Source organism: Hydrogenoanaerobacterium saccharovorans (assembly GCF_003814745.1).
Lineage (GTDB): Bacteria > Bacillota > Clostridia > Oscillospirales > Ruminococcaceae > Hydrogenoanaerobacterium > Hydrogenoanaerobacterium saccharovorans.
Genome location: NZ_RKRD01000002.1, coordinates 252685 through 275568 on the forward strand (window position 1 = coordinate 252685; position 22884 = coordinate 275568).

General features: G+C 40.6%; 16 protein-coding genes. 9 read left to right on the forward strand and 7 right to left on the reverse strand.

Going from position 1 to position 22884, the window contains the following annotated elements; genetic code table 11:
• Window positions 1-13: 13 nt before the first annotated feature.
• The 7 genes from EDD70_RS11380 to EDD70_RS11410 all read right to left on the reverse strand — a co-directional run bounded on the left by EDD70_RS11380 (window position 14) and on the right by EDD70_RS11410 (window position 8989).
• On the reverse strand, window positions 14-397 hold the full coding sequence (locus EDD70_RS11380) for a hypothetical protein (RefSeq protein WP_123811044.1): 384 nt from the start codon (window positions 395-397) through the stop codon (window positions 14-16).
• Window positions 351-1730, reverse strand: coding sequence for an alpha-1,3-galactosidase-related protein (locus EDD70_RS11385; RefSeq protein WP_092755420.1), 1380 nt, complete (start codon window positions 1728-1730; stop codon window positions 351-353). Before EDD70_RS11385 ends, EDD70_RS11380 begins: the two co-directional genes overlap by 47 nt.
• A gap of 3 nt (window positions 1731-1733) precedes the next feature.
• On the reverse strand, window positions 1734-2564 hold the full coding sequence (locus tag EDD70_RS11390; protein ID WP_092755422.1) for a carbohydrate ABC transporter permease: 831 nt from the start codon (window positions 2562-2564) through the stop codon (window positions 1734-1736).
• Between the two features lie 2 nt (window positions 2565-2566).
• Window positions 2567-3487 carry a carbohydrate ABC transporter permease gene (locus EDD70_RS11395; RefSeq protein WP_123811045.1) on the reverse strand — a complete coding sequence of 307 codons (921 nt, stop codon included), beginning with the start codon at window positions 3485-3487 and terminating at the stop codon, window positions 2567-2569.
• Between the two features lie 84 nt (window positions 3488-3571).
• Window positions 3572-4984 carry an extracellular solute-binding protein gene (locus tag EDD70_RS11400; RefSeq protein WP_092755426.1) on the reverse strand — a complete coding sequence of 471 codons (1413 nt, stop codon included), beginning with the start codon at window positions 4982-4984 and terminating at the stop codon, window positions 3572-3574.
• 310 nt (window positions 4985-5294) lie between these two features.
• Window positions 5295-6689, reverse strand: a complete 1395-nt coding sequence (locus EDD70_RS11405; protein ID WP_092755428.1) for an ABC transporter substrate-binding protein — start codon at window positions 6687-6689, stop codon at window positions 5295-5297.
• Window positions 6690-6706: 17 nt separating this feature from the next.
• Window positions 6707-8989, reverse strand: coding sequence for a response regulator transcription factor (locus EDD70_RS11410; RefSeq protein ID WP_092755430.1), 2283 nt, complete (start codon window positions 8987-8989; stop codon window positions 6707-6709).
• A 446-nt stretch (window positions 8990-9435) separates the two neighbouring features.
• On the opposite strand from EDD70_RS11410, the gene EDD70_RS11415 reads away from it, so the two are divergent.
• From EDD70_RS11415 to EDD70_RS11465, 9 genes are all read left to right on the forward strand, one after another.
• A complete protein-coding gene (locus tag EDD70_RS11415) occupies window positions 9436-10272 on the forward strand; it encodes a pentapeptide repeat-containing protein (protein WP_092755432.1) in 837 nt (278 codons plus the stop codon).
• A 574-nt stretch (window positions 10273-10846) separates the two neighbouring features.
• Window positions 10847-11866, forward strand: coding sequence for a tyrosine-type recombinase/integrase (locus tag EDD70_RS11425; protein ID WP_092755434.1), 1020 nt, complete (start codon window positions 10847-10849; stop codon window positions 11864-11866).
• 113 nt (window positions 11867-11979) lie between these two features.
• Complete coding sequence (locus tag EDD70_RS11430) at window positions 11980-12222, forward strand: hypothetical protein (protein WP_123811046.1); 243 nt, start codon at window positions 11980-11982, stop codon at window positions 12220-12222.
• Window positions 12212-12490: a septation protein SpoVG family protein gene (locus tag EDD70_RS11435; RefSeq protein WP_162840905.1), complete on the forward strand. Its 279-nt coding sequence runs from the start codon at window positions 12212-12214 to the stop codon at window positions 12488-12490. The genes EDD70_RS11430 and EDD70_RS11435 overlap by 11 nt, the downstream gene beginning before the upstream one ends.
• A complete protein-coding gene (locus EDD70_RS11440; RefSeq protein ID WP_092755438.1) occupies window positions 12477-12929 on the forward strand; it encodes a hypothetical protein in 453 nt (150 codons plus the stop codon). Before EDD70_RS11435 ends, EDD70_RS11440 begins: the two co-directional genes overlap by 14 nt.
• 82 nt (window positions 12930-13011) lie before the next feature.
• Window positions 13012-13788, forward strand: coding sequence for a ParA family protein (locus EDD70_RS11445; protein WP_092755440.1), 777 nt, complete (start codon window positions 13012-13014; stop codon window positions 13786-13788).
• A gap of 1 nt (window position 13789) precedes the next feature.
• Window positions 13790-14713, forward strand: coding sequence for a ParB/RepB/Spo0J family partition protein (locus tag EDD70_RS11450; RefSeq protein WP_242943168.1), 924 nt, complete (start codon window positions 13790-13792; stop codon window positions 14711-14713).
• A 3-nt stretch (window positions 14714-14716) separates the two neighbouring features.
• On the forward strand, window positions 14717-15763 hold the full coding sequence (locus EDD70_RS11455; protein WP_092755444.1) for a ParB N-terminal domain-containing protein: 1047 nt from the start codon (window positions 14717-14719) through the stop codon (window positions 15761-15763).
• The gene (locus EDD70_RS11465) at window positions 15750-22874 is read left to right on the forward strand and encodes a DUF3846 domain-containing protein (protein ID WP_242943156.1); all 7125 of its coding nucleotides are present in this window, start codon (window positions 15750-15752) and stop codon (window positions 22872-22874) included. The genes EDD70_RS11455 and EDD70_RS11465 overlap by 14 nt, the downstream gene beginning before the upstream one ends.
• The last annotated feature ends 10 nt before the right edge of the window (window positions 22875-22884 follow it).

Here is a 22884-nt window from a genome sequence, read left to right on the forward strand (position 1 = left end):
TTGTTCTATTTGGTTATTCATGCAGTACCACTATATCTGCAGTAATATCCTGCGGCACCATCCCCCTTGTACTGATATTTGCGCCAAGTACTTCACCGATCAGCAAATTGTTTTGCACAGCAACCTGCGAGCAAAACTCAAAACGCAGCATTTCTTTTTGCCTGTTCCATGGGAGATAGGTATTACTGCGGATAATTCTGTTGTTTGCAAAACGCAGGCTTTGTGTACTAAGCGCATATAAAACAGGAGCGTCGGACGTTTGCACAACATTATTTTCTATTACGATATTGCGGTGAAACGGTTTTTCTTTTACAGGGTGCTCCACCTCCGGATGAATGGAGATAATCGCTTCACCCCCCAAATAGGATGAGGTTAAGCAGCAATCTGCCCGATTCATACCAATAATTTGCATCGCCTGCTATTAAAATTGCCGCACCTGCCGATTCGAACACATTGTTCTGTATAAGTACCGGTTTGGGGTTAGCAATTAAAATGCCCCTGGCACGGCAGCTGCCAAAATAGTTGTTTTGGCAAACAAGTTCTGCCGTACATGTTAAATTCTCCATAGAGTCGTCCGCTGCAATGCACTCAGGGATGGGCTCATCAAACTCAATTTCAAACTCGGCGGCATTCAGCAAAGTAAAGCGCTTTACATTCAGTACACCGGCACGGCTCAAATCTTGTGCATGCAGCAGCGCTACTTTTTGCCCGGGTTGCGCCCAGTGCTCAAAGCCCTGCGATTGCTCATGCGCAAACTCGCCGTGCAGTGTATACTTTGAGGCAACATGTTTGATGCGCGTAGCTACCCCGTGCAAATTCAGCGGGTCATCCATTAATCCGCTGAAATAACATTCTTCTACAGTAATTTTGCCTTTGTTGGCAGTAAGATGAATCCCATCGTCATGCCCCGAGGTAAATTGCCTGCCGCGTTTGGTGTTCGGTATCATTTTTATACGGCGAAAGCGTAGGTTGGTGCAAAACTGCGCCAGCATGCCAAGGCCGCCGGTACTGTGCACAGTAACATTTTCTATGGCGATATCTGTGCTGTTTTGCATAAATATGCCTGCATGAATGCGCTTGTTATGCCGCAATACCAGTATATTGCCAATATGGGGTATTCTTTTAAAGTCGCCATAAAAACGCACCAACCCGTTGGGCAGTTGTTCTTGCGTTGTTTGGGGGAAAGTATCCCCCATCCGGTAGGCTACTTTATGGGTATGTACGTCAAATTCTGTATTGCCCCATTGCCAAACCGGTTCTTTCCAGTCTTCACCTATAAAAAAGAGCGTATTATTTTCAACTTCATAGGGGAAATATTGTCTGTCAATATTAACGTCGATATAAGAGGCTGTTGCGGCTGTAATTGTCCCCTCTGATGTAAGGGGAATTTCCCAATCTATCGTAAGGTTTTTGATGGTGATATCGCTGCTGTTATCCACCGTGAACGGCATTGTTCGCCCGTGGAACACAAGTTCTGCCCCATTGCCGTTAAAAACAACATGGTTCATACCGCACAGCTGCAGCGAAAGGCGGCGCGGATTGATAATATCACTGTTGGACAAATAATAATCTCGCAGCTCGGCATTTTCTGCGTAAAAATCATATCTGCCGGGCTCAAGCACAAATTCTGTTTCACTGTTGCTGCTCGCCAGCATTACCGCAAATGCTTGTGTAACATCTTTTTTTGTGTTTGGCAAAATGCCATGCTCTGTTGCTTTTATTACTTGCATATGCTACCCCTTTATACTGGCACCTGCCATGCCTTCAATAAATCTGTTTTGAAATATAAGATAAACAATTAATACAGGAATGACCGCAATACTGGCACCTGCCAGCATTTTTTCTATAGGTGTTCCGTATTGCCCGTTCAGTGCACCCAAACCAAGTGTGATGGTATATTTGTTTACATCGTTGAGCATCAGCATCGGCCACAGGTAAGAGTCCCATGTCCATAAAAACTGCAAAATTGCCAATGCAGATAACGGGTTTTTAAACATTGGCATACATATTTTGTGGAAAATACGAAACTCGCTTGCACCATCGATGCGTGCCGCCTCCAGCATTTCTTTTGGGATGTTTTCAGAGAACTGCCGCATCATAAACGTGCCGAACAGGGTAATCAGGTTGGGGATAATAACCGATTTGTAAGTGTTAATCCATTTGAACCACATCATCATTTGATAAAGCGGAATAACATTAATTGTGGTTGGCACCATCATACAAAACATTACCGCCATAAAAATAAGGTTTTTGCCGCGGAACTGATATTTGCCAAGCACAAACCCAAACAGTGCCGCTGTATAAAGCTGTGCGCAAACACAGATTGCCGTAATAAAAAGGCTGTTTGCAAAAAACTTGGCAAAATTAAATTTCTGCCATAAGACCTGATAATTTTCCATCGTGGGGTCTTTGGGGAAGAATGTCGGCGGCATTGACAATATTTCTACCGGCGTTTTAAAACTGGATAGTACCATCCAGATAAACGGAAACAGCATACAAATAGATACCGCAAACAGAATAAAATAAACCAGCCACAGTGCGGGCCCTTTTTTTAATTTTTGCATGACTATCCCTCCGATTTATTCAGCCGGAACTGAATGACAGTAAAAATAAGTATTACAAGCACAAGTGCATATCCAATCGCCGATGCACGGCCGAAGTTGAAATCTTTAAAGCCTTTTTCGTAGATTAAAAGCATGGCTGTGTAGGATGATGTACCCGGGCCGCCGGGAGATTTGCCGGCGGTGCTTGTCATCAGCATAACCTGATTGAACACCTGTAAAAAGTTAATCATGCCGGTTACCGCAACCAAAAGCGTAGTGGGCTTTATCATAGGCACAATAATAGATTTAAACGACTGAATGCGGTTTGCACCGTCTATGGTTGCAGCCTCAAAAAGCTCACCCGGTATTTCATTAAGGCCTGCCACAAAAATAATAATGGCGTAGCCAATTTCTTTCCAAACAGTCATTGCAATAATGCAGCCGATGACTTGTTTTTCATCCAACAGCCACATCTGCGGATTTAACCCAAAAAACTCTAAAATAACATTAAAAACACCGTTGTTCGTATTATAAAATGCATATTTCCATAAAAGCGAAACCGCTACGCCAGATGTAATAACAGGCAAGAAATAGGTAGTGCGAAAAAAACCTTGAAACCTTGGTACCGAGTAAATCATGGTAGCAAAAATAAGCCCCAAAAACACATACAAAAAACAAGCGACTAAAGCAAATATCAAGGTGTTGCCCATAGATTTCCAAAACAAAGGCTCTTTAAACATCCATATGAAGTTATCAAACCCTGCAAATTTAAAAACACCTTTTATCGGCTTCCAGTTAAAAAAACTGCCTATAAAGCTGTATAGTATAGGGAAATAGTTAAAAATACCGATATAGACAACAAGAAAACTCATCGAGAAAAAAATCATCCATCGCTCTTGTTTGCGCTGTGTTTTAGGCATTTTTAACGCTGCATTTAATTTCAAATGCCATCCCTCTCTTTCTTCGATATTGAGAAAAAGGCAGGAAATCAAGCTTATTTCCTGCCTTATAAAACGCCTGTTCAGGGTTTATTTCAGATACTGAGCAAGAGGTGATTTTCTCTCTGCAGTTGCAAATTCTGCCTCACCGGCAAGTTTTGCGTTTTCATCATCAAACTTCTGCAAAGTTGTTTTAGCATCTTTACCCTGAATGAAGAGTTCATCACCAAGAATTTGGTTTACAGCAGGGTCAAAACCACTGGTGCAGATACCTGTCCAAACGGTTTTATCAATGTAGCTGGCAATTGTAGAAACTACCTCGTTGCTTACAATGGATGGATCGGCCATGCAGGAGAATTTTGTAGGTGCGGTATAGGTTTTGTTTGCCAATTCTACCAAATAGCTGTCGCTCGCAAAGTAGAAACGCAAAAAGTCCATTGCAACGGCTTTGTTCTTGGGGTCTGATTTTGCATTTACAACCGCAGATACTTCGGGATTGTTGCGGTCTACCACCTGGGTATCGGCACCAAAGGTAGGTGTTGGGAAAATACCCCATTCAAAACTGTCGCCCACGTTGCCTTTCAGCCAGCCGCCTGCCCATGTCCAGTTGTACATCATAGCCGATTGCTTGTTGCCGAAACGCTCTTGCGCAGCGCCGGAGCCTGGTGCAAAAATTTTATCGTTGGTAATAAAGCCTTGCAGCATTTTGGCTGCCTCAATCGCACCGGGGTTATTCATTTGGGTGTGTTTTCCGTCTTCAGCAAACACGTTATAGCCCTTTTGGTAGTTCAGTGCCAGCAAGAAGTATCCATCGGGGATATCCATGCCGTTGACTACAATTTTATCGCCGTCTTTTTTCGTGAGTTTTTTTGCAGCCTCACGCAATTCATCCCAAGTTTTGGGGATGTCTTTATCGGTTAAGCCTGCTTCTGCCCACATCTCTTTGTTGTAGAAAATGGCGCCGGTCATGTTGCCTACAGGGATGGTATAAGTCTTGCTTTCATACATCATAGGCTCAACACCGCTAAAACCTTCTACAAGGGCGGCGGTCAAGTCATCGGGATACGGTTCGGCAAGGCCGGGGATAAAATCGCCGTACCAGTTCAGGTGGAAGTGCATCAAATCCGGCCCTGTGCCGTTGGCTACCGCAACCGGTAGTTTTGCCCAGTAGTCGCCCCAGCCAAGAGATTTATTAACATCAAACTTTACGTTAGGGTGAATTTTCTGATAATCCTCAATTGCTTGCGCATAGCGCTGATAACCTTCCGGACCCGGATCATCATACCAAAAACTGATGGTGATATCTTCACCATTGTTTACAGGTGCGTTGGGGTCGTAAGTAACGGAACCGGTACCAATTACATCAAGCTTTGCATCGGTAGATGCGGACTCGCTCGCAGATTCGGGGGCTGCGGCACTGCTTGTAGGTGTTGTTTTGCCGCAGCCTGCAAAAGCAGTTAGGGCAAACGCCAGAACAAGCATCATGCTGATTAATTTTTTCATTGATGTTTTCCTCCTTTTATTTAGGATGAAGCATTTCCGTTTTTGGAAGAGTTGCTTTCCGTAATTTCATCATAGCAAGTATTCTGCAATGGCTAAAGAGCATTTTTCAACCCTCTGCATTATCCTCTAAAAGTGTACCGAAACAAAAAAATGGTGTACTTTTCGATTCTTTACTGTAGTTTTCAATCATTTTATTGTGGTTTTGTTGTAATAAAATAAGTGCCGTTTGTGCGCATTGTCCTTTTTATCTGCATAACTCACAAAAAAACTCCTCTGAATTTTGCATAAAATTCAGAGGAGTTTATCATGTTTATTGTTTAAATTCATTATAATACTTATAATCTTCCAACGCAGAATCGAATTCATAGGTTTTTAAAATTTTGTCAATCTCTTTATCTGTAGCATGCAGCAACTCACTAATACCATAGGTACTGTCAGCCATATTGGCATCCAACACCGGAGACAAATAAGCATAAATCACCTGTGGCAATATCCCCTTAAAAGCTGTGCGGTCAATATAGGTTGCCTGTACCTGTATTACCTTGCCCAGCTCCCCACTGCGCGTTTTCATCAGCGATGTTTTTGTTGGCACCATTTTTGCCTGTTCGGCGGTTTTTAGCAATACATTGTCGTTACTCAGGTAAAATAACAGCAAATCTTCTGCTACTTGTTTTTTAGCGGGGGATACAGCACGGTTTATTGCAAAGCTTGTTTCATAATTATTGTATTCGTAAGCAGGCGGCACCTTTTCGCTCCATGCAGGAATACGAAAAAAGCCATAATCCACAGTGGGGTAATTCATTTCTAAATGGTTTGCTCCCCAAGGCCAGCCATAAATCATAGCAGCGCCGCGCTGCCCAAGCAAATCATAAGCAGAAGCCTCGTTTACGCGGCATACTTTGTCTTCGTTGCAAAGCTTGCGTAAAAAATTGATATTCTCTATATTCTCAGGATTGCATAAATTGGAACGCTGACCATCTTCAGAAAAAAGCGGAACACCTTTTTGTGCCTGCATAGCAAAAAGCAAGCTTTGCGCCTCGTTGTTAAAATTAAAGCCGTCCACTACAATATTCCCCGATGCATCGTATTGAGTGAGCTTTTTAGCAACCGCCCGCAGTTGCTCCCAAGTAACAGGGATGTCGCGCTCGGTGAGGCCGGCGCGCCTCCAAAGCTCTTTGTTGTAAAAAATACCGCCGGTAGTGCTGCCCAAACTGATAAAATAAAGCTTGCCGTCTATTTTAGATATGCCATGATGTGAAAACGATGAGCTTAAATTGTTTTCATTAAAAATATCCGACGAAAGCGGCTCCATATAAGACAGAAAGTCTTTTCCAAGACTGTTGTGCATGTGAAAAATATCGGGGCCGTTACCGTTTTGCAGCGCCAGCCGCATTTTGGTCCAGTAGCTTTTCCACGGGAACTGTACCAGCTGAATGGTGACATTGGGGCGGTATTTGGCGTACTCTCTTAAAAGGTAAGTGTAACTGTCGCCCCAGTCTTCGTTTACCCACATAGTAAGCGTAATGGGCTTACCGTCGTTTACCGGGTGGTCGGTAAAATACTGCAACGTTTGGTCTTCGAACAGATCCGGCGAAAAATCGGTTATTGTTATAGCATCTTCATTTTGTAAAGTTGCATTAATTCCGCATCCGGCAAACAGGCAGAAAACAAGTGCCAACGCAGCAACTTTTCTCACGGCTTTCATTTTATCCCCACCAATTTTTATTTATTTCGAAATTCAGACGGCGTCATGCCTTTATATTTTTTAAATATTTCAATAAACGAGCGTTGCTGTACATACCCAACTTGTTTGCTGATTTCCCATACCTTTTTATTTGTATTTGTTAACAGCTCGCAGGCAAGCGCAATGCGTTTTTGGGTAATATACTCTTTTACAGAAACACCTGTAGAAAGTTTAAACATTTTGCTGATGTAAGAAACACTAAAATTCAGCTTTTGCGAAAGCACTTCGAGGTCTAAATCAGGCGAAATAAAACTATCGTTTATAAACTCAATTGCAGAAAGTGCAATGTCGTTTGTATGGTCGTTGCGCTTTTGATTGATTTTTTCACAAAGCTGGCAGCAATACTCTTTCAGCAGTTTTACCACATCTGCCCAACAATTACTTTGCAGTATCCCTTGATATACAGTATCGGTTACAATGTTATTTAAATTATCGGGGCTTGTCTCTTCTGCCGTTTGCATAATATCGGTATACAAATGGATAAACGATAACCGTATTTTTTCGGTATCTTGAATATTTAAAAGTGCATAATGTGCAAAGTGATCAATTTCGGTGCAAACATCGTGGTACAAACCTTGTTTTAAATTGGACAAAATAATTTTTTCGATGTTCCATGGATAGCGATAGTTTTTAGCCACGTTTTCCGGTAAATCGCCAAAACTGATAATGCGGGATGTTCCAAGCACAAACTGATATTCCAATGCTGCTTGTGTCTGCTGATACAAATATGGGATTTGCGCAACATCTTGCGAAATATGGCTGTATCCAACTGTAACCGCATGGTGGTGTGAGTTTTCCACATCCTGCCTTACAAGCGATAGCAGCGAGCTCACTTGCTGCTCAGAAATACTTGGGTTATTCATCGCAAAAATAATAGTTACTTCATTTGTATCCATATTGACCGATTCAAAAAAAATATCGTTCTTCATTTGAGTTTGATTTTGTAAAAATTGTTCGATTTGGATTAAAAGCATCAGCGTTTCTTTGCGGTTTGCATAGGTAGGCATTGAGGTTACGCTTTGTTCTACCGCTAAAGTTGCAACCATATAGCGCATTTTATCTGTAAAAAGGATGTTGTAAGACTCAAAACTTTCATAGAGCGATTCGTACAATTCTACTTGATTTTCAAGCAGCTGCCTTAAAAATGCGTTTTTTACAATGAGCTCACTCTCCGTTAGCTTTTGCTGCATGAGTTTGTTTTGGCTGATAAGCGCAGTTACGCCGGTACGCAAATTATTAAAGGCATCTCCCTGTGGGGGCATTGCGTCCTTTACTACGCTCAATTCACCCGATAATGCTTCTATGGGCGTATATATTTTCCCCGCTAATATCCTTGCAATTGCAAAGCCGACGATACCACACAGCAACGCAGCAAAAAGTGCAGTTACAAGCAAAAAGTTAATTTTGTAGTAAATTGTATCCAGCGGTACAATATATAAGTAGTTCCAGCCGGACACTTGCGACACTTCATAAGTGGTCATGTATTTTGTATGATTCATTGTTTGAATAAAATTGCCCTTAAGGCTTGTTTGCGCAGATTTTAAAAAGCGTTCTACCACCTCTTTGGGCGGAGAATCGCTTCCAATCCAGTTGGAGTGCTTGTTTGAAATATAAACCTGAGAGTCTGCCAAAAGGCTGATGTTTTTGAGGTTTTGAAAAAAGTAAGAGCTGTCAACCGTAACAATCAGCAGGGGAGGCTTTACAATCTGCGAAGAACACTGTACCGGCACGCACATAACCCATTCTGTTTCTCCGCCCGTTTTTACAATGGAGTACAAGGGGCTTTGTTCTCCTCCGCCTGCAAGGTGGGCGGCATATGCTGCATCGATCAGTTTTTGATTGCTGTTTTCGTAAATAGATTTATAATTCGGTGTATATACATTTACATCAATCACGGTTTTTTGTTCGGGATAATACACATAGCAGGAGGTAAAAAAGGTGTTCATGTTCAGCACATCGGAAATACGGTCGAACACTGCTTTTTTTACACGGTAATCCCTTATGGTATCGTATCGAATCCCGAAAAACTCCAAATCGGAATAGCTGGTAAATGCCTTTAAAGATTGTTCCATATTTTCTAGAAGCAAATCGTTTGTATTTTTTAACTGCGCCAATGTGTCCGCAGCCTGCTGCCTGGCACTGTCCGTCATAAGTTTGCGGCTATTTAAGTAGTTAATACCGCTGAGGCTAATGACAATTGTTAAAACGATTATGATGAAATAAAGCAGTATCTTTGTTTTATAACCTACTTTTTTTAACATGGTTTCCTCCGCTCGCTAATCATAAAACGTTTTGTCTACTCGGCTTTAACAACTAAGATATATACTATTTTACCATTATTTGTTTCATAGCACAACGATATTTTAGTTTACTGTAACAACAAACTATGTCAATAAAACAAAAGCAAAGATAGAACCGTTGTAATTGTTGCATTTTACTGTTAAAATTCTATGTTATTTTTTATACAATGCCCCTCAAGAATAAATAATCGAAAATAAAACCAACCAACTAAAAATAATTCTATGGTATTGTATCCCCAACGCGGTTATGATGCCAGCTTTATGCGCTTGGGCAATTTGCACGCAATGCTTGCTGCGCCCCGATGCGCTATTAAACCCCAACCGCGTTACATTTGTGGTATAATAGACACGCAAACTATATCATCGAGCAATAAGTTTTACGTTTTTTACAGAGGGAAAGGATTTTTATGAAAAAGCTTCACGCAAGCAGTCAATACATTGGACTGCTAAATAAACTAAAAATCGATTGCGAAAAATGCAGTGGGTTATGTTGCGTTGCATTGTATTTTGCAAAAGCAGAAGGGTTCCCCGCCGATAAAGCGCCCGGCGAACCTTGTAAAAATTTAATGCCAGATTTTCGATGTTCCATTCATTCAGAACTTGCGCAATGTAAATTAAAAGGCTGTATGGCATTTGATTGTTTTGGTGCCGGGCAAAAAGTGACGCAAAGTATCTATTCGAATAAAACTTGGTGTAACACACCCAAAAAAGCAAGTGAGATCTACGATGTATTTTTAATTGTATATCGCCTTCATCAGATGTTATGGTATTTGCTCGAAGCTTTTGCAATCGCCCCTGCAGCAATGTTAGAAAAAGATATGGAGGCACTCATTCTCGAAAATGAACATATGACAAATCTCCCACCTGACGAAATACTTACTTTAGATATAGACAACTACCGTACAAGGGTGAATCAGGTGCTGAAAAAAGCGGCAAAACTGGTTTTTGCTGCAACCAACAGCACTGCCGAAAGTAAAAAAGGCACCGATTTTATGGGCAAAAATTTTAAAAATACAAATCTTGATGGCAAAGATTTTAGTATGGCATTGCTCATTGCAGCAAATCTTGAAGGGTGCAGCTTGTACGGCACCAATTTTTTGGGAGCAGACCTGCGAGATACCAATATTAAAAATGCAGATTTAAGCGAAAGCATCTTTCTTACTCAGGGGCAAGTGAATGCAGCAATCGGTAACCGAAACACCAAGTTGCCCGCGGTACTTACTTACCCGACTACTTGGCAGTAGGATCGTTAGTTGTTAAAGACGGCGGTTAAGAATGCTTATCAACCATATCGCCAGTGTTTGCATTTTTAATTTGTGTGGCAAAGTTACTCCAGTAATACTATTGGATGGCTTGACCTTGACTTATATATTTTGAAAAACTAGCCTTTGACTGTCACAGGAATGGATACAACAACAGCCGCTGCCATCATATTTGCCCAGTTGTTTTGGAACTCGCCCAAATAGGTAAGCACTAAACCCGGTCGCGGGTTTAAGTGGCATATTAATAAGCTACAGCAACGGTAAAAAACAAAACCTCCAAAATGATATAAAATTTAAAATGATTAAATAAGGATGGCACAATAACATGGAAAATAGTTGCAACGTGCCACAAGCAGTACAAGATCATTATGTTAATTAATACAATAAGAAAACCCTCACACTCCCAAAGAAGTGTGAGGGTTTACTGGTGCCGCTGACCGGAATTGAACCGGTACGATGTTGCCATCGAGGGATTTTAAGTCTTACATATGATTTATTATAAACTGAATTGTATGAGTGTTATAATAATGTTAATCAAGACAATGGAGGTAACATTATGTCAGATCAAGAGCTTTTAAAATTATTAGATTGCCTGAAGCTTAATATTGATGTAATTAATGACAATTCAGTTCTATTTGGTGACTACATGAAAGATTGGTTAGAGATTCATAAAGTGAAAATTCAAAAATCAACTTATGAAGGGTATTATAAAGTAATTCACAATTACATCTCGCCATATTTTCTGAAAACTGGGAAAAAAGTAAATCAAATAACAACAGAAGACATCGAAAAATATTATTCTTTTCAAATATCAAAAGGGCTTTCTGCCAATACAGTTCTTAAACATCATGCAAATATTCGTAAAGCTTTAAGTTATGCCAAAAAGAAACATATTATTAGGTATAATCCAGCAATAGATGCAGAGTTACCTAAAAAAGATGTTTACATTCATACTTATTATACACCTGATGAAATTAAGGAATTATTAAAGATTGTTGCAAACACAAAATTATTTATTCCAGTTCTTATATCATCGTTACTTGGGTTGCGAAGAAGCGAAATAGTAGCATTGCAATGGGATTGCATAGATCTTAAAAACAATACAATTGTAATTAAAAGGAAAGCAACTTTTTTAAGGTCAGACAACTCACTAGTTATAGAAAACAAACTCAAAAATAGTTCGAGTTATAGAACGTTATGCATTCCTCAAATTCTTTCTGATTACCTTAATCAAGAAAAGAAAAAACAAAAAGAAAATATAGTTAAAAATAAAGAACAATATAATAGTAAATATAAAAATTTTGTTTGTATTGATGATTATGGAAATATAATATCTCCAGATTATATCACTTATACATTTAGGAATTTTATTAAAAACAACAATTTAAAACCAATAAGGTTCCATGACCTAAGGCATAGTTTCGCTAGCGCATTAAGAACTCAGGGTGTAGATATGAAGCAAATACAAGAATGGCTAGGACATAGTAATTACTCAACTACAGCTAATATATATACTCATGTGGATTTTATAGATAAGCGTTATGCAGCAGAAAAAATTAATCAGCTAATGCATTAGCAATGATTTAATTATACAATTTAAGCAAGTCGAATATTGTTTTTTGAAGAGTACAGCTATGATTATAGTTGTACTCTTTTTATTTTACAACAAAACATCAAGGAGGAAAAGACATGGATGAAAAAAGCAGCCAGCAAAATGAAATCTATAGGGGTTATTGCTTTTTGGAAGACGGCGAGTATTGTCCACCCATTCCGTTTGCAAATTTAGCGCAGGCAATCCACTACCTAAATTTGCAGCGATTGCTGCAGTACCGAGTCATCATTGTAGATGATAGTGATTGTATCATTGCTGAAGCAATCGAAGGAACTATTACATTCCCAAATAATATGGAGGAACAACTCCATGAACATTAAAGTTTATAGCATGCATCTTTGCTCATCGCCGCTGGTCAAGGCAATCGCAGCCATCACTATAAATGGCAAGTTTGCCGTTAATAGCATTAAGGTGGTGCAGCTGGATGAGCGCCTTATAGTGCAAATGCCCAGCATAGAAAATAAGCAAGGCATACATCACGACTTGATACACCCTGTAAATGAAGAAACAAGAAAACAGCTGGAAGAAGTTATTTTAACAGAATACAAAAATAAAACATCAGGAGGAAAACAAAATGAACAATTATAAGAAAGAAATTGATGCAGTCAGGGAACAAATGCTCACAATCCTATCAAACCTTTCGGATGCAGATGTACAGCGCATTTCAGAAAAAGATGGTGTAGCAGGAATTACTGCTTTAGAGTTACTACAAAACTTTATTAGTGATTTAGTCAAGGACACTAATGGTTCAGACGAAACGCCTCAATATTCTGATATTTATAAAAAACTCCCCGTTCCCTTTGGTTCACAGATTTTTATTCCAATCAGATATAAAGAAGTTCTGGACAATTCTATCCAGGAAAGTGTTGAGCAGTTTACGCTTGTGGGCATAAGAAGAAAAGGAAATAAAGATGTGTATTTAGTATCATCCGGTGAGGATACTGATGAAGCGGAAATAGATGGAGTGTTTGTAACGGAAGAAGCCGCTCAACAATGGCTCATTAAAAACAAAGAAATTACATTGTAGACAGATTGTCAACGTCAAGCCGTGATATTTCAAAGCATTATGATCACGTGAATATTATAAAAAACAACAGGAGGAAGACAGAATGAGTAAAGTAATTGCAGTGGCAAATCAAAAAGGTGGAGTCGGCAAAACAACAACAGCTATATCTTTAGGATCAGCTTTAATGAAAGAAGGTAAGAGAGTCCTGTTAATTGACTTTGACCCACAAGGTAGTCTTACCATATGTCTTGGAATTCACGATACCGACGCACTGGAATATACTAGTGCAGCACTTTTAGTTGACAGTATTAACGAGGATACCAAAGAACCGCAGCGGTATATTAATGAAGAACACAGCATCCCCTTTATTGCAGGAAACCTTATGCTGTCGAGTGTAGATGTTCAGTTAGTGAATGTCATTGGTCGTGAAATGGTGCTGAAAGAATCGCTCGAACCGTTCCTTGCAATGTTTGATTATATCATTATTGACTGTATGCCGAGCCTGGGTATGTTAACCATCAATGCTTTAACAGCGGCAGACAGTGTAATCATACCGGTGCAGGCACATTTCCTCAGTGCCAAAGGGCTTGAAGAATTCAGTTCAACGCTGAGAAAAGTTAAGAAGATTAACCCCACACTTACAATTGATGGTATCTTATTTACAATGTATAATAAACAGCTGAATTTTTCAAAAGAAGTTGTACAGGCAATAAAAGATACCTACGGCGAGTCCATCCGTGTCTTTGAAACAATGATACCGAATAGCGTTCGAGCAGTGGAATCTACAGCCGTTGGAAAACCCATTATTGAGTACTGTCCCTACAATCCTGTTGCTATTGCCTATCAAGATTTTGCAAAGGAGGTATTAAACATTGGGTAAAATGGTAATGCAGGACATTTTCAGTTTAAAAAATCATTTCACAGAAGATGATAAAACAGAACAGCAATCCAATGCTTCAAACGGTGAGCAGATAATTTCAATCAAATTAAGCGAACTGCTTCCGTTTCCGAACCAACCATTCCGTCCCTATTCGGATGAAAAACTTTGGGAACTAGCAGCAGACATTAAACAAAACGGTGTACTGTCCCCCATTATTGTCCGCCCGTTCGGCAACGCTTATCAAATCCTTGCGGGACACAACCGAGTCAATGCGAGTAAGCTAGCAGGTTTGAATGAAATCCCCTCTATCGTAAAAGATGTGGACGATGATGCCGCGAAGCTAATACTGGTCAACACCAATATAAACCAACGCGACAAGCTTCTTCCAAGTGAAAAAGCCTTTGCATATAAAATGCAGCTAGATGCTATGAATCGGCAAGGAAAACGAACTGATTTAACTTCGTGCCAAGTTGGCACGAAGTTGGCAGGTAGCCGTTCAGACGTTCGGCTTTCTGAATGTTCAACCGATAGTGCCCGAACGATTCAACGTTATATTCGGCTTACTGAACTCATTCCTGAGCTGTTAGAGATGGTGGATAATGAAAGCCTTGCCTTTATGGTTGGTGTCTATCTGTCCTACCTATCACAAGAAAAGCAGCAGCTGCTATATGAGTATATGGATGCCAACGAACTGAAAAAAGTGAGTTTGGCACAAGCGGAAGTTATCAAGAGCTACAAAGAAGCTCTTGATGATAACCGTCTGAAACTAATATTCTTCGGACTGAAAGAAGAAAAGAAAAAAGCTACTACAACTTACAAGCTTCCAACAGACCGCATTACTAGTTATTTCCCTGATTTAGAAAAGTCGGAGATTGAACAAGAACTAATCAAAATACTGGACGAATATTTTAAACGAGGAGGTTAGTCATTGGCTGATTCAATCATCACGAATATATTTGCACTTGCTAAAAACAAACAGCAAAGTGCTGCACCCGAACCACCTCAATCCATAGAAATTGTTGATAAGGTAGTCAACGAAGAAATAATTGAAAAACCGAATGTCCTGTCAATATCAGTAGACAAATTGATACCCTACGACCACAATCCATTCCACCTGTATGAAGGTGAACGGCTTACCCAGCTGATTGAGAGTGTACGCGAGAATGGAATTATAACCCCACTCATTGTAAGACCAATGGGTGGGGATTTTCAAATCCTTGCGGGACACAACCGGCACAATGCCGCTTGCATTGTTGGACTTGAAACAGTACCTTGCATTGTGCGTTATGTTGATGATACAGAGGCACTGGAAATCGTACTGGAATCCAACTTTACACAGCGTTCTATTACAGATATGCTGCCCAGTGAGTTGGCGAAGTCATTACAAATGCAGGTGGAATTGTTTAAGACTTGTGGAAAAAGAACCGACTTGGTTAGCCAAATGCAACAGTTAATGGAAGATAAATACGGAGAGGAGGAAACAGTAGAAGATGAAAATTCAACCTCCGGTCGCGGTGACCGAAGGTTGAAAAATAATTCTGTTATTACGCTCTCAGAGAGCACCAGGAGGCGCTATATGCGCCTTAATTTACTACATGAGGATTTGCTTGCACTGGTGGATAACGGCTTTATAACGGTGTTGTGTGGCGTTGAGTTATCCTATTTAAGGGCGTTTGAGCAGGAGCTACTTGTTGCATTTCTAGAAGAAAATACAGCAGAAATCAATAAAAAGAAAGCGACTAGGCTGCGTGAGTTATCCAGGGAAAACGCGTTAAACGCATTGAAAATTAAAACTGTGCTGTCAGAGCGAGAAACGAAAAAAGAGTTTGCACCAAAAATCACAAAGCCGAGCCAGGCAATTAAAAGCCTATTCCCTGCCGGCACAAAACCCAAGACCATAGAGAGCACGATAGTGACGGCGCTGAAATTTTACTTTGAAAATAACCCCAAGGAGCGACAACATGAAACTGAATGACAGAATACAATATCTAATCAATTTGTTCGAACAAACAAGAAATGAAATCACTGCAACCCCCCAAAGTTATATAAAGTTTTTATCCTTTTGCAGTAGGAACTACAAGTACGGCTATACCAGTCAGCTGCTGTTCTACGCGCAAAATCCAAACGCAACAGCAATTGCAAGTTATGACGAGTGGAAGCAACTTAACAATCCTGTTAAGCGTGGGGCAACGGCTCTTTGGTCATTTAATGAGGATATGACCAAACCGCAGCATTACTTTAATATTGCCGACACGGTGCATCCCAATAAGTATGAGCCATGGGCAAATGTTAAAGAGGAGTATAAACCGGCTGTACTTGCCCAACTGGAAAAGATGCTTGAGAAATACCAAGTGAAATACCCTAAAACTGAAGATGTAAATGCTAATTTGGAAAATTGTGTGGTACAATACACATTAGACTATTTAAAAGGAAACCAGGCGGTGCAAGCAGAACAAGAACTGGTTATCCGCAGTGTACAGGTTGAAGTGTGCAGCAGGTTTGGTATTGCCACACATTTCAACCCCGACGTATTTAGCAGACTTGCTAAAATGACAAATCATCAATTTGTAAATTTGCAGATTGCAATTCATAACATTACGGGCAGTGTTTTAAAAACTGCTGAACAAACCATCAAACGTTTAGAAAGAGGTAATAACTATGAAAACAAAATTCATCAACGGAGTCAAACATCTCTTTTCGGAAGAAACACAGACCTTTCTGCCAATCGTCAAGACAATGAACGGGATAACCTACAATTTGGACGAGGGAACAATGACCTATCAAGCGGAAATGAATCTGCCGGAACAGTCAACGGGCATCTTCATAGCAGCACTGAAAACTATGCTACAGGAGAACACACCAGCATTTTGGGAGGAACTCAAAACAACGATGCAGCTAAACGGGTTCCTGGTGCAGAAAGACAGGGAATACACAGACACATATCAACAAATACTGAAACAGCTTCAGGCACAAAACCCGTGTCCAGTAACGAACCACTATATGGAGATAGTACAGTGGAACAACCAGACAACGCAACAGGCGAAGGAGTTCGTAATGCAGGAAATGTCAGAGGAAGTAATGGCACTCAGCGAATTGAAAAAAGCATAGAACTAGAACCCACATTGACTGATGATAGCGGTGTGGGTTCTTCTGTTTCAGACAATAAAATTCGAGTTTTAGTAGTAGAGCCAAAAAAAGAGCCTTATGTCAGAGAAATTTCCAAAGGCTATAAGGCGTTGCAGGAAATTATTCAAGGTACATTTACTGTAACCGAACTTGCTGCTGGTGTCGATATTATCAGTGCTGATGAATATCCAGCTGAGCCAACTATAAACCGTATTGTAAAAGGCTTTCCTTTTTATGAGACTTTTGTAGTAGCCGGAGTCGATAAAACAACAGGCAAAACCATATCACTTTCAGAAGAAAATATTTCAAAGTATCAAGAACAATTTAAGGCACCAACCTATGAGATACCAAAAGCAGTCGAGCAAAAAACTACTAAGAGCCATCATGAGATTGTGGAGAGCGTTCTACTGCGCGGAGCTAATGTAGAGGAAAGTCAAAAACGCATTTATACCTTTTTCAGAAACAACAGCAACAAAAAAGAGCGTATTAAGTTTTTGAAAAAGGAATACGGATGGAGCGGTTCTGCTTCTCCGCTGGACAATGGCGGACATATTCAGATCAACTATAACTCAAAGGGTGCAGTGATAGATTATCAAGATGATAACCTGCAATTTGTCGACAAGTTTACTTGGGCACAAATGGAAAACGGTATTGATGCACTGATTCAACAGGAAAAGTACCCAGTTCCCGACGATTGGGTAGAACCGGAAGTCGACATTCCGCAATATAAAAGCAAACCCTTTAAGGTGGATAGCAGTCTACCGGAAGATACTGAGTATGAGCAGATGAGCTTATTTGCAACGCAGGAATATGAGGAAGAAGTCGAAGAACCAATACAAGAAAACCGGACAGCTGAGCCTGCTTTACTAGGTAAGGCTGAACCAAAGGTACCGGAAGCAGAACAACCGTCAGTTGCAGATAAAGAGATTACCGAAACGCCACACTATAAGGTCGGAGATTACGCAGAACTGGATTATAGCGGCACATCAATTAAAGGTGAAATAAAATATGTTGGCGATAAAGATGTGTCTGTCTTTACCGGTCCTTATTCGTGGGATGTACAGGTAATAAACCGAAAATACTTTGAAAAACATCTTCGTAGTAATCCCAACAATGAGCAATTGCATTACACATTGCAAAATTACCAATTCCCCGCCGACTTGGCTTTACCCAATGGGCAAAAAGCAAAATATCAATGCAATATTTCAGCCATCAAACTGCTAAAACAGCTTGAGGCGGATGGTGCACAGGCAACAGCAGAACAGCAGGATGTGTTAGCGCACTATGTTGGTTGGGGCGGAATTGCACAAGCGTTTGATGAAAGCAATACCACTTGGTCAATCGAGTACAAAGAGTTGAAATCCGTATTTACAGAAGATGAATATGAGAGTGCCAGGGCATCGGTGAACAATGCACATTTTACCAGCCCTCTAGTTATCCGTGCAATTTATAATGCATTGGAGAAGTTTGGATTTAGAGGTGGCAACATGCTCGACCCAGGGCTTGGCATTGGCAACTTCTATGGTGCTTTGCCGGAGCGACTGCAGGACTCCGGCACCTATGGAGTCGAGATAGACAGCATTACTGGACGTATTGCGAAACAGCTTTACCCGAATTCTAATATCCAAATTAATGGCTTTGAAAACACAGAGTTCCCCGACAACTTTTTCGATGTATGCAATGGTAATGTCCCGTTTGGTTCATACTCTGTTTTTGACCCCCGATACAACAAGCTCAATCTAAATATCCACGATTACTTTTTCGCTAAATCGTTGGATATTATAAGACCCAACGGTATTATTTCGTACATCACATCTAAGGGTACATTGGATAAAGCAAGCCCAACATTCCGAAAGTATCTTGCACAGCGTGCAGAGCTGATCGGCGCTATACGTTTACCGAATACAGCATTTAAACAAAATGCGGGTACAGAAGTAACCAGTGATATTATCTTCCTCAAAAAGCGAGAACGCATGTCGGTGGAAGAACCCGACTGGGTGCACCTTGGTTTAACCGAAGATGGAATACCGGTGAATCAGTATTTTGCGCAGAACCCTCATATGATGCTAGGTAAAATGGTATATGACACAATGTACGGGGGTGAGGATAGAAAAGAGACAGCGCTGCATGCGGATGAACGAGATTTAGAAACTGCTTTGCAAGAGGCAGTTTCTTTTTTACCCTCAGACATTTATGAGCAACAAAAAAACATACAAGAAGTTGAAAGCGAGGATGTTCTTCTCGCTTCCCCTGATGTAAAAAACTTTACTTACACCAAAGCGGATAACGGCTCGATTTACTACCGCGAAAATTCGGTGATGATAAAACAGGAATTTTCCTATGCCAATCAACGGCTGCTGTCCGACTTCTGCGAATTAAAAGGTTGCATTCGGTATCTTTTAAATATCCAAATGGATGGATGCAGTGATGAGGAACTTGCACAGGCTCAAAAAGAACTCAATCAGTTGTATGATGATTTTGTATCGAAGCACGGATATGTGACCAAGAAATCAAACTACAACGCACTGCAAAAGGATACCGACTATTTTCTTATTTCATCGCTTGAAAATGTAAACGAGGATACGGGTGAAGTTACCAAACGAGATATTTTTACAAAGCGCACCATTACACCTAAACGAGTGACTAACAGCACCGAAACTGCAAAGGATGCGCTTGCCGTATCATTATCTCAGAAGGGCAAGATTGATTTTAATTATATGCAGCAGCTTTATAAAAAGCCGTTACCCGAGATAATCGAGGAACTGGGCGCACTCATCTATCTCAATCCCGTCCATTACAACGAAGAAAACCCAACCGACGGTTATGAAACAGAAAGTGAATATCTAAGCGGTAATGTCAGAGAAAAGCTCAGAACTGCAAAGCAAGCAGCAGAACAGCACCCCGAACTCTTTTTAAAAAATGTTGAGGCATTGGAAAAGGTTCAGCCAAAAGACATTTTACCGGATGAGATTGAAATTCATTTGGGAAGTAATTTTATTCCATTGGAGTACTACAGTCAATTTATTTATGACACGTTAAATCCCACAGCTGCTCATCGCGGTGAGGATGCAAAACGGCATATCTTTGTAAGATACAATCGGTTTAACAACTCCTACTTTATTACCAATAAAGCATTGGAATATAAATCGGTATTGGCAAAAGATACCTACGGCTCAGAGCGGATGAGTGCTTACCATATTATTGAAGCAAGTTTAAACTTGCAGAGTGCTGTGGTAAAGGACGATATATCAGAACCCGGTGAGAAACCGCGTTATGTCATTAATCATACTGAAACCACGGTGGCAAAACAAAAGCAGGAACTTCTGCAGGACACTTTCAAAGAATGGCTTTTCCGCGATGTAGAACGGCGTGAGAAAATCGTTCGTATGTATAATGAGAAATACAATAGCATTCGGCTTCGTGAATATGACGGGTCCCTGTTATCACACATAGATGGCTTGAACCCCGAATGGAAGCTGAGACCAAAGCAAGCGGATGCCGTTGCAAGGGGTATTTTTAGTGGAAGAAACGCATTATATGCGCACTGTGTTGGTGCAGGAAAAACGCTTACTTGTGTAACCGTAGCAATGGAACGCAAGCGGCTGGGACTGTCAAACAAGACGATGATAGTTGTCCCCAACACCTTAACCGATCAGTGGAAAAGTTCTTTTTTGGAATACTTTCCTGGGGCAAACATTCTCGTGTCTACGAAAAAGGATTTTGAAAAGAACAACCGCCGGAAGTTTATATCTAAAATCGCAACCGGCAATTACGATGCCGTGATTTTAGGCTTTTCGCAGTTCGAGCGTATCCCTGTATCTGATACCTTGATGTCGCGAGAATTAAGAAATCAGATAGAAGATATTACGGAATGTATCAAAGAACTAAAGGAAGAAAACAGTGAAAAGTGGACGGTCAAACAAGCAGAAGCTGAAAAAAAGCGGTTGGAAAATCAACTGAAAAAACTGATGTCAGGCAGAAAGGACAGCACCATAACCTTTGAAGAGTTGGGCGTAGACAGCTTAATTGTAGACGAAGCGCATAATTATAAGAACTGTGCTATCTTTACAAAGCTGCGTAATGTCGCAGGGCTGAGCACTGCCGGCGCTCAAAAATCTACCGATTTATTGCTCAAAATAAGATACCTCAATGAGCTGAACCAAGGAAAAGGCTGTGTTTATTTTGCAACCGGCACACCATTGTCCAACTCCATGACAGAAATGTTCACAATGGAACGTTATCTGATGAATGATGTGCTGGAGAATATGGGGTTTGATTACTTTGACAACTGGGTATCGGTATTCGGCGAGACAGTGACCTCAATGGAACTTAAACCCGAAGGCACCGGTTACCGCCCAAGAACCAGGCTCTCAAAATTTGTAAACCTGCCAGAGTTGGTAACATCGTTTCGGTTGGTTGCAGATATACAAACAGCGGATATGCTTAACCTGCCAAAACCCAAGCTTGTTGATGGCAAACCTCAAATAGTAGTGGCACCTCCCAGTAAACCACTGGAGCTATTTTTGCACAATGCGGCAAAACGAGCAGAAGACATACGAAGCGGTGCTGTTGAACCTTACGTGGATAATATGCTCAAGCTTACCGGAGATGCCCGCCGTGCCGGCACAGATATACGGCTGATTGACCCCAATGCTGTTGATGACCCTCATTCAAAGGTCAATCAGTGTGTGCAAAAGGTGTATGACATTTACCAAAGTTCTAATGATTTTAAAGGTGTGCAGCTTGTGTTCTGCGACATTTCAACACCCAATCCAAATAAGTTTAACGTGTATGATGATATGCGTCAGAAGTGGATTGAGATGGGCATACCAGCAAAGGAGATTGCCTTTATCCATAATGCAAACAATGAGATACAGCTTGCGAAACTGTTTTCGCAGTTACGAATGGGGCAAGTACGAATTTTAATTGGTTCCAGTGCGAAATGCGGTGCAGGGATGAACGTGCAAGACCGGCTGATAGCGTTGCATCACTTGGACTCGCCGTGGACACCAAAGGACATTGAACAGCGCGAAGGTAGAATTTTGAGACCCGGTAACAACTGCAAAGAGGTATACATTTTCCGTTATGTCACAGAGAAAAGCTTTGACAGTTATATGTGGAGCATCCTCGAAAACAAACAGCGTTTTATTTCTCAGATTATGACTTCCAAAGAACTGCCCCGTATTTGCGAAGATATTGACGAAAGCGTTTTATCTTACGCTGAAGTTAAGGCAATAGCAAACGGCAACCCAAAAATAAAAGAGAAAATGGAGGTGGAAGTTGAACTTGCAAAACTAAAAGTTTTGAAGAATGAATACAGTAAAAAACGTTTTCGGCTGCAAGATGAATATGAAGTGAAATACCCTCGCAGCATTGACCAAAATAATACATCTATTAAGAAATACGAACAAGATATTGTTTTAAGAAATGAAAATACAAAGGAAGATTTTAATATTCTACTTGATGGTGTTGTTTTTACTGATAAAGAGCAAGCCGGTGAAACAATAATTGCTATGAGCCAAAAGCTGAAAAAGTTACAAAATCTTTCGATAGGTTCGTATCGTGGTTTTTCGCTGGAGCTTACAATGGATTATTGGTTAGTGTGTTATGTGCGCATTTGCGGTGCAGAGAATTACCGGGTTCTGTTATCTGATAAAAGCGCAGGTGTAATTCAAAGGCTTGATAATGCGTTAAACAGTTTTGAAAAGCAAGTATCAAAATTGGAATTTGAAAACGCTCAGAATGAAGAATACATTTTGCAATCCAAAGCGGAATATGAAAAGCCGTTTGAACATGAAGATAAACTGCAAGCACTGATGCAGAAACAGGTCGAACTGGAAAAGGAACTACAGTTTGACGAGAAAACCAAAGACGAAATACCATCAAGAGAGGATGATGATATTGAACTGATTGATGCCTTGGACGATGAACTGGAGGATGATTTTGAATTAGAGGAATAGGAGGTTGTGT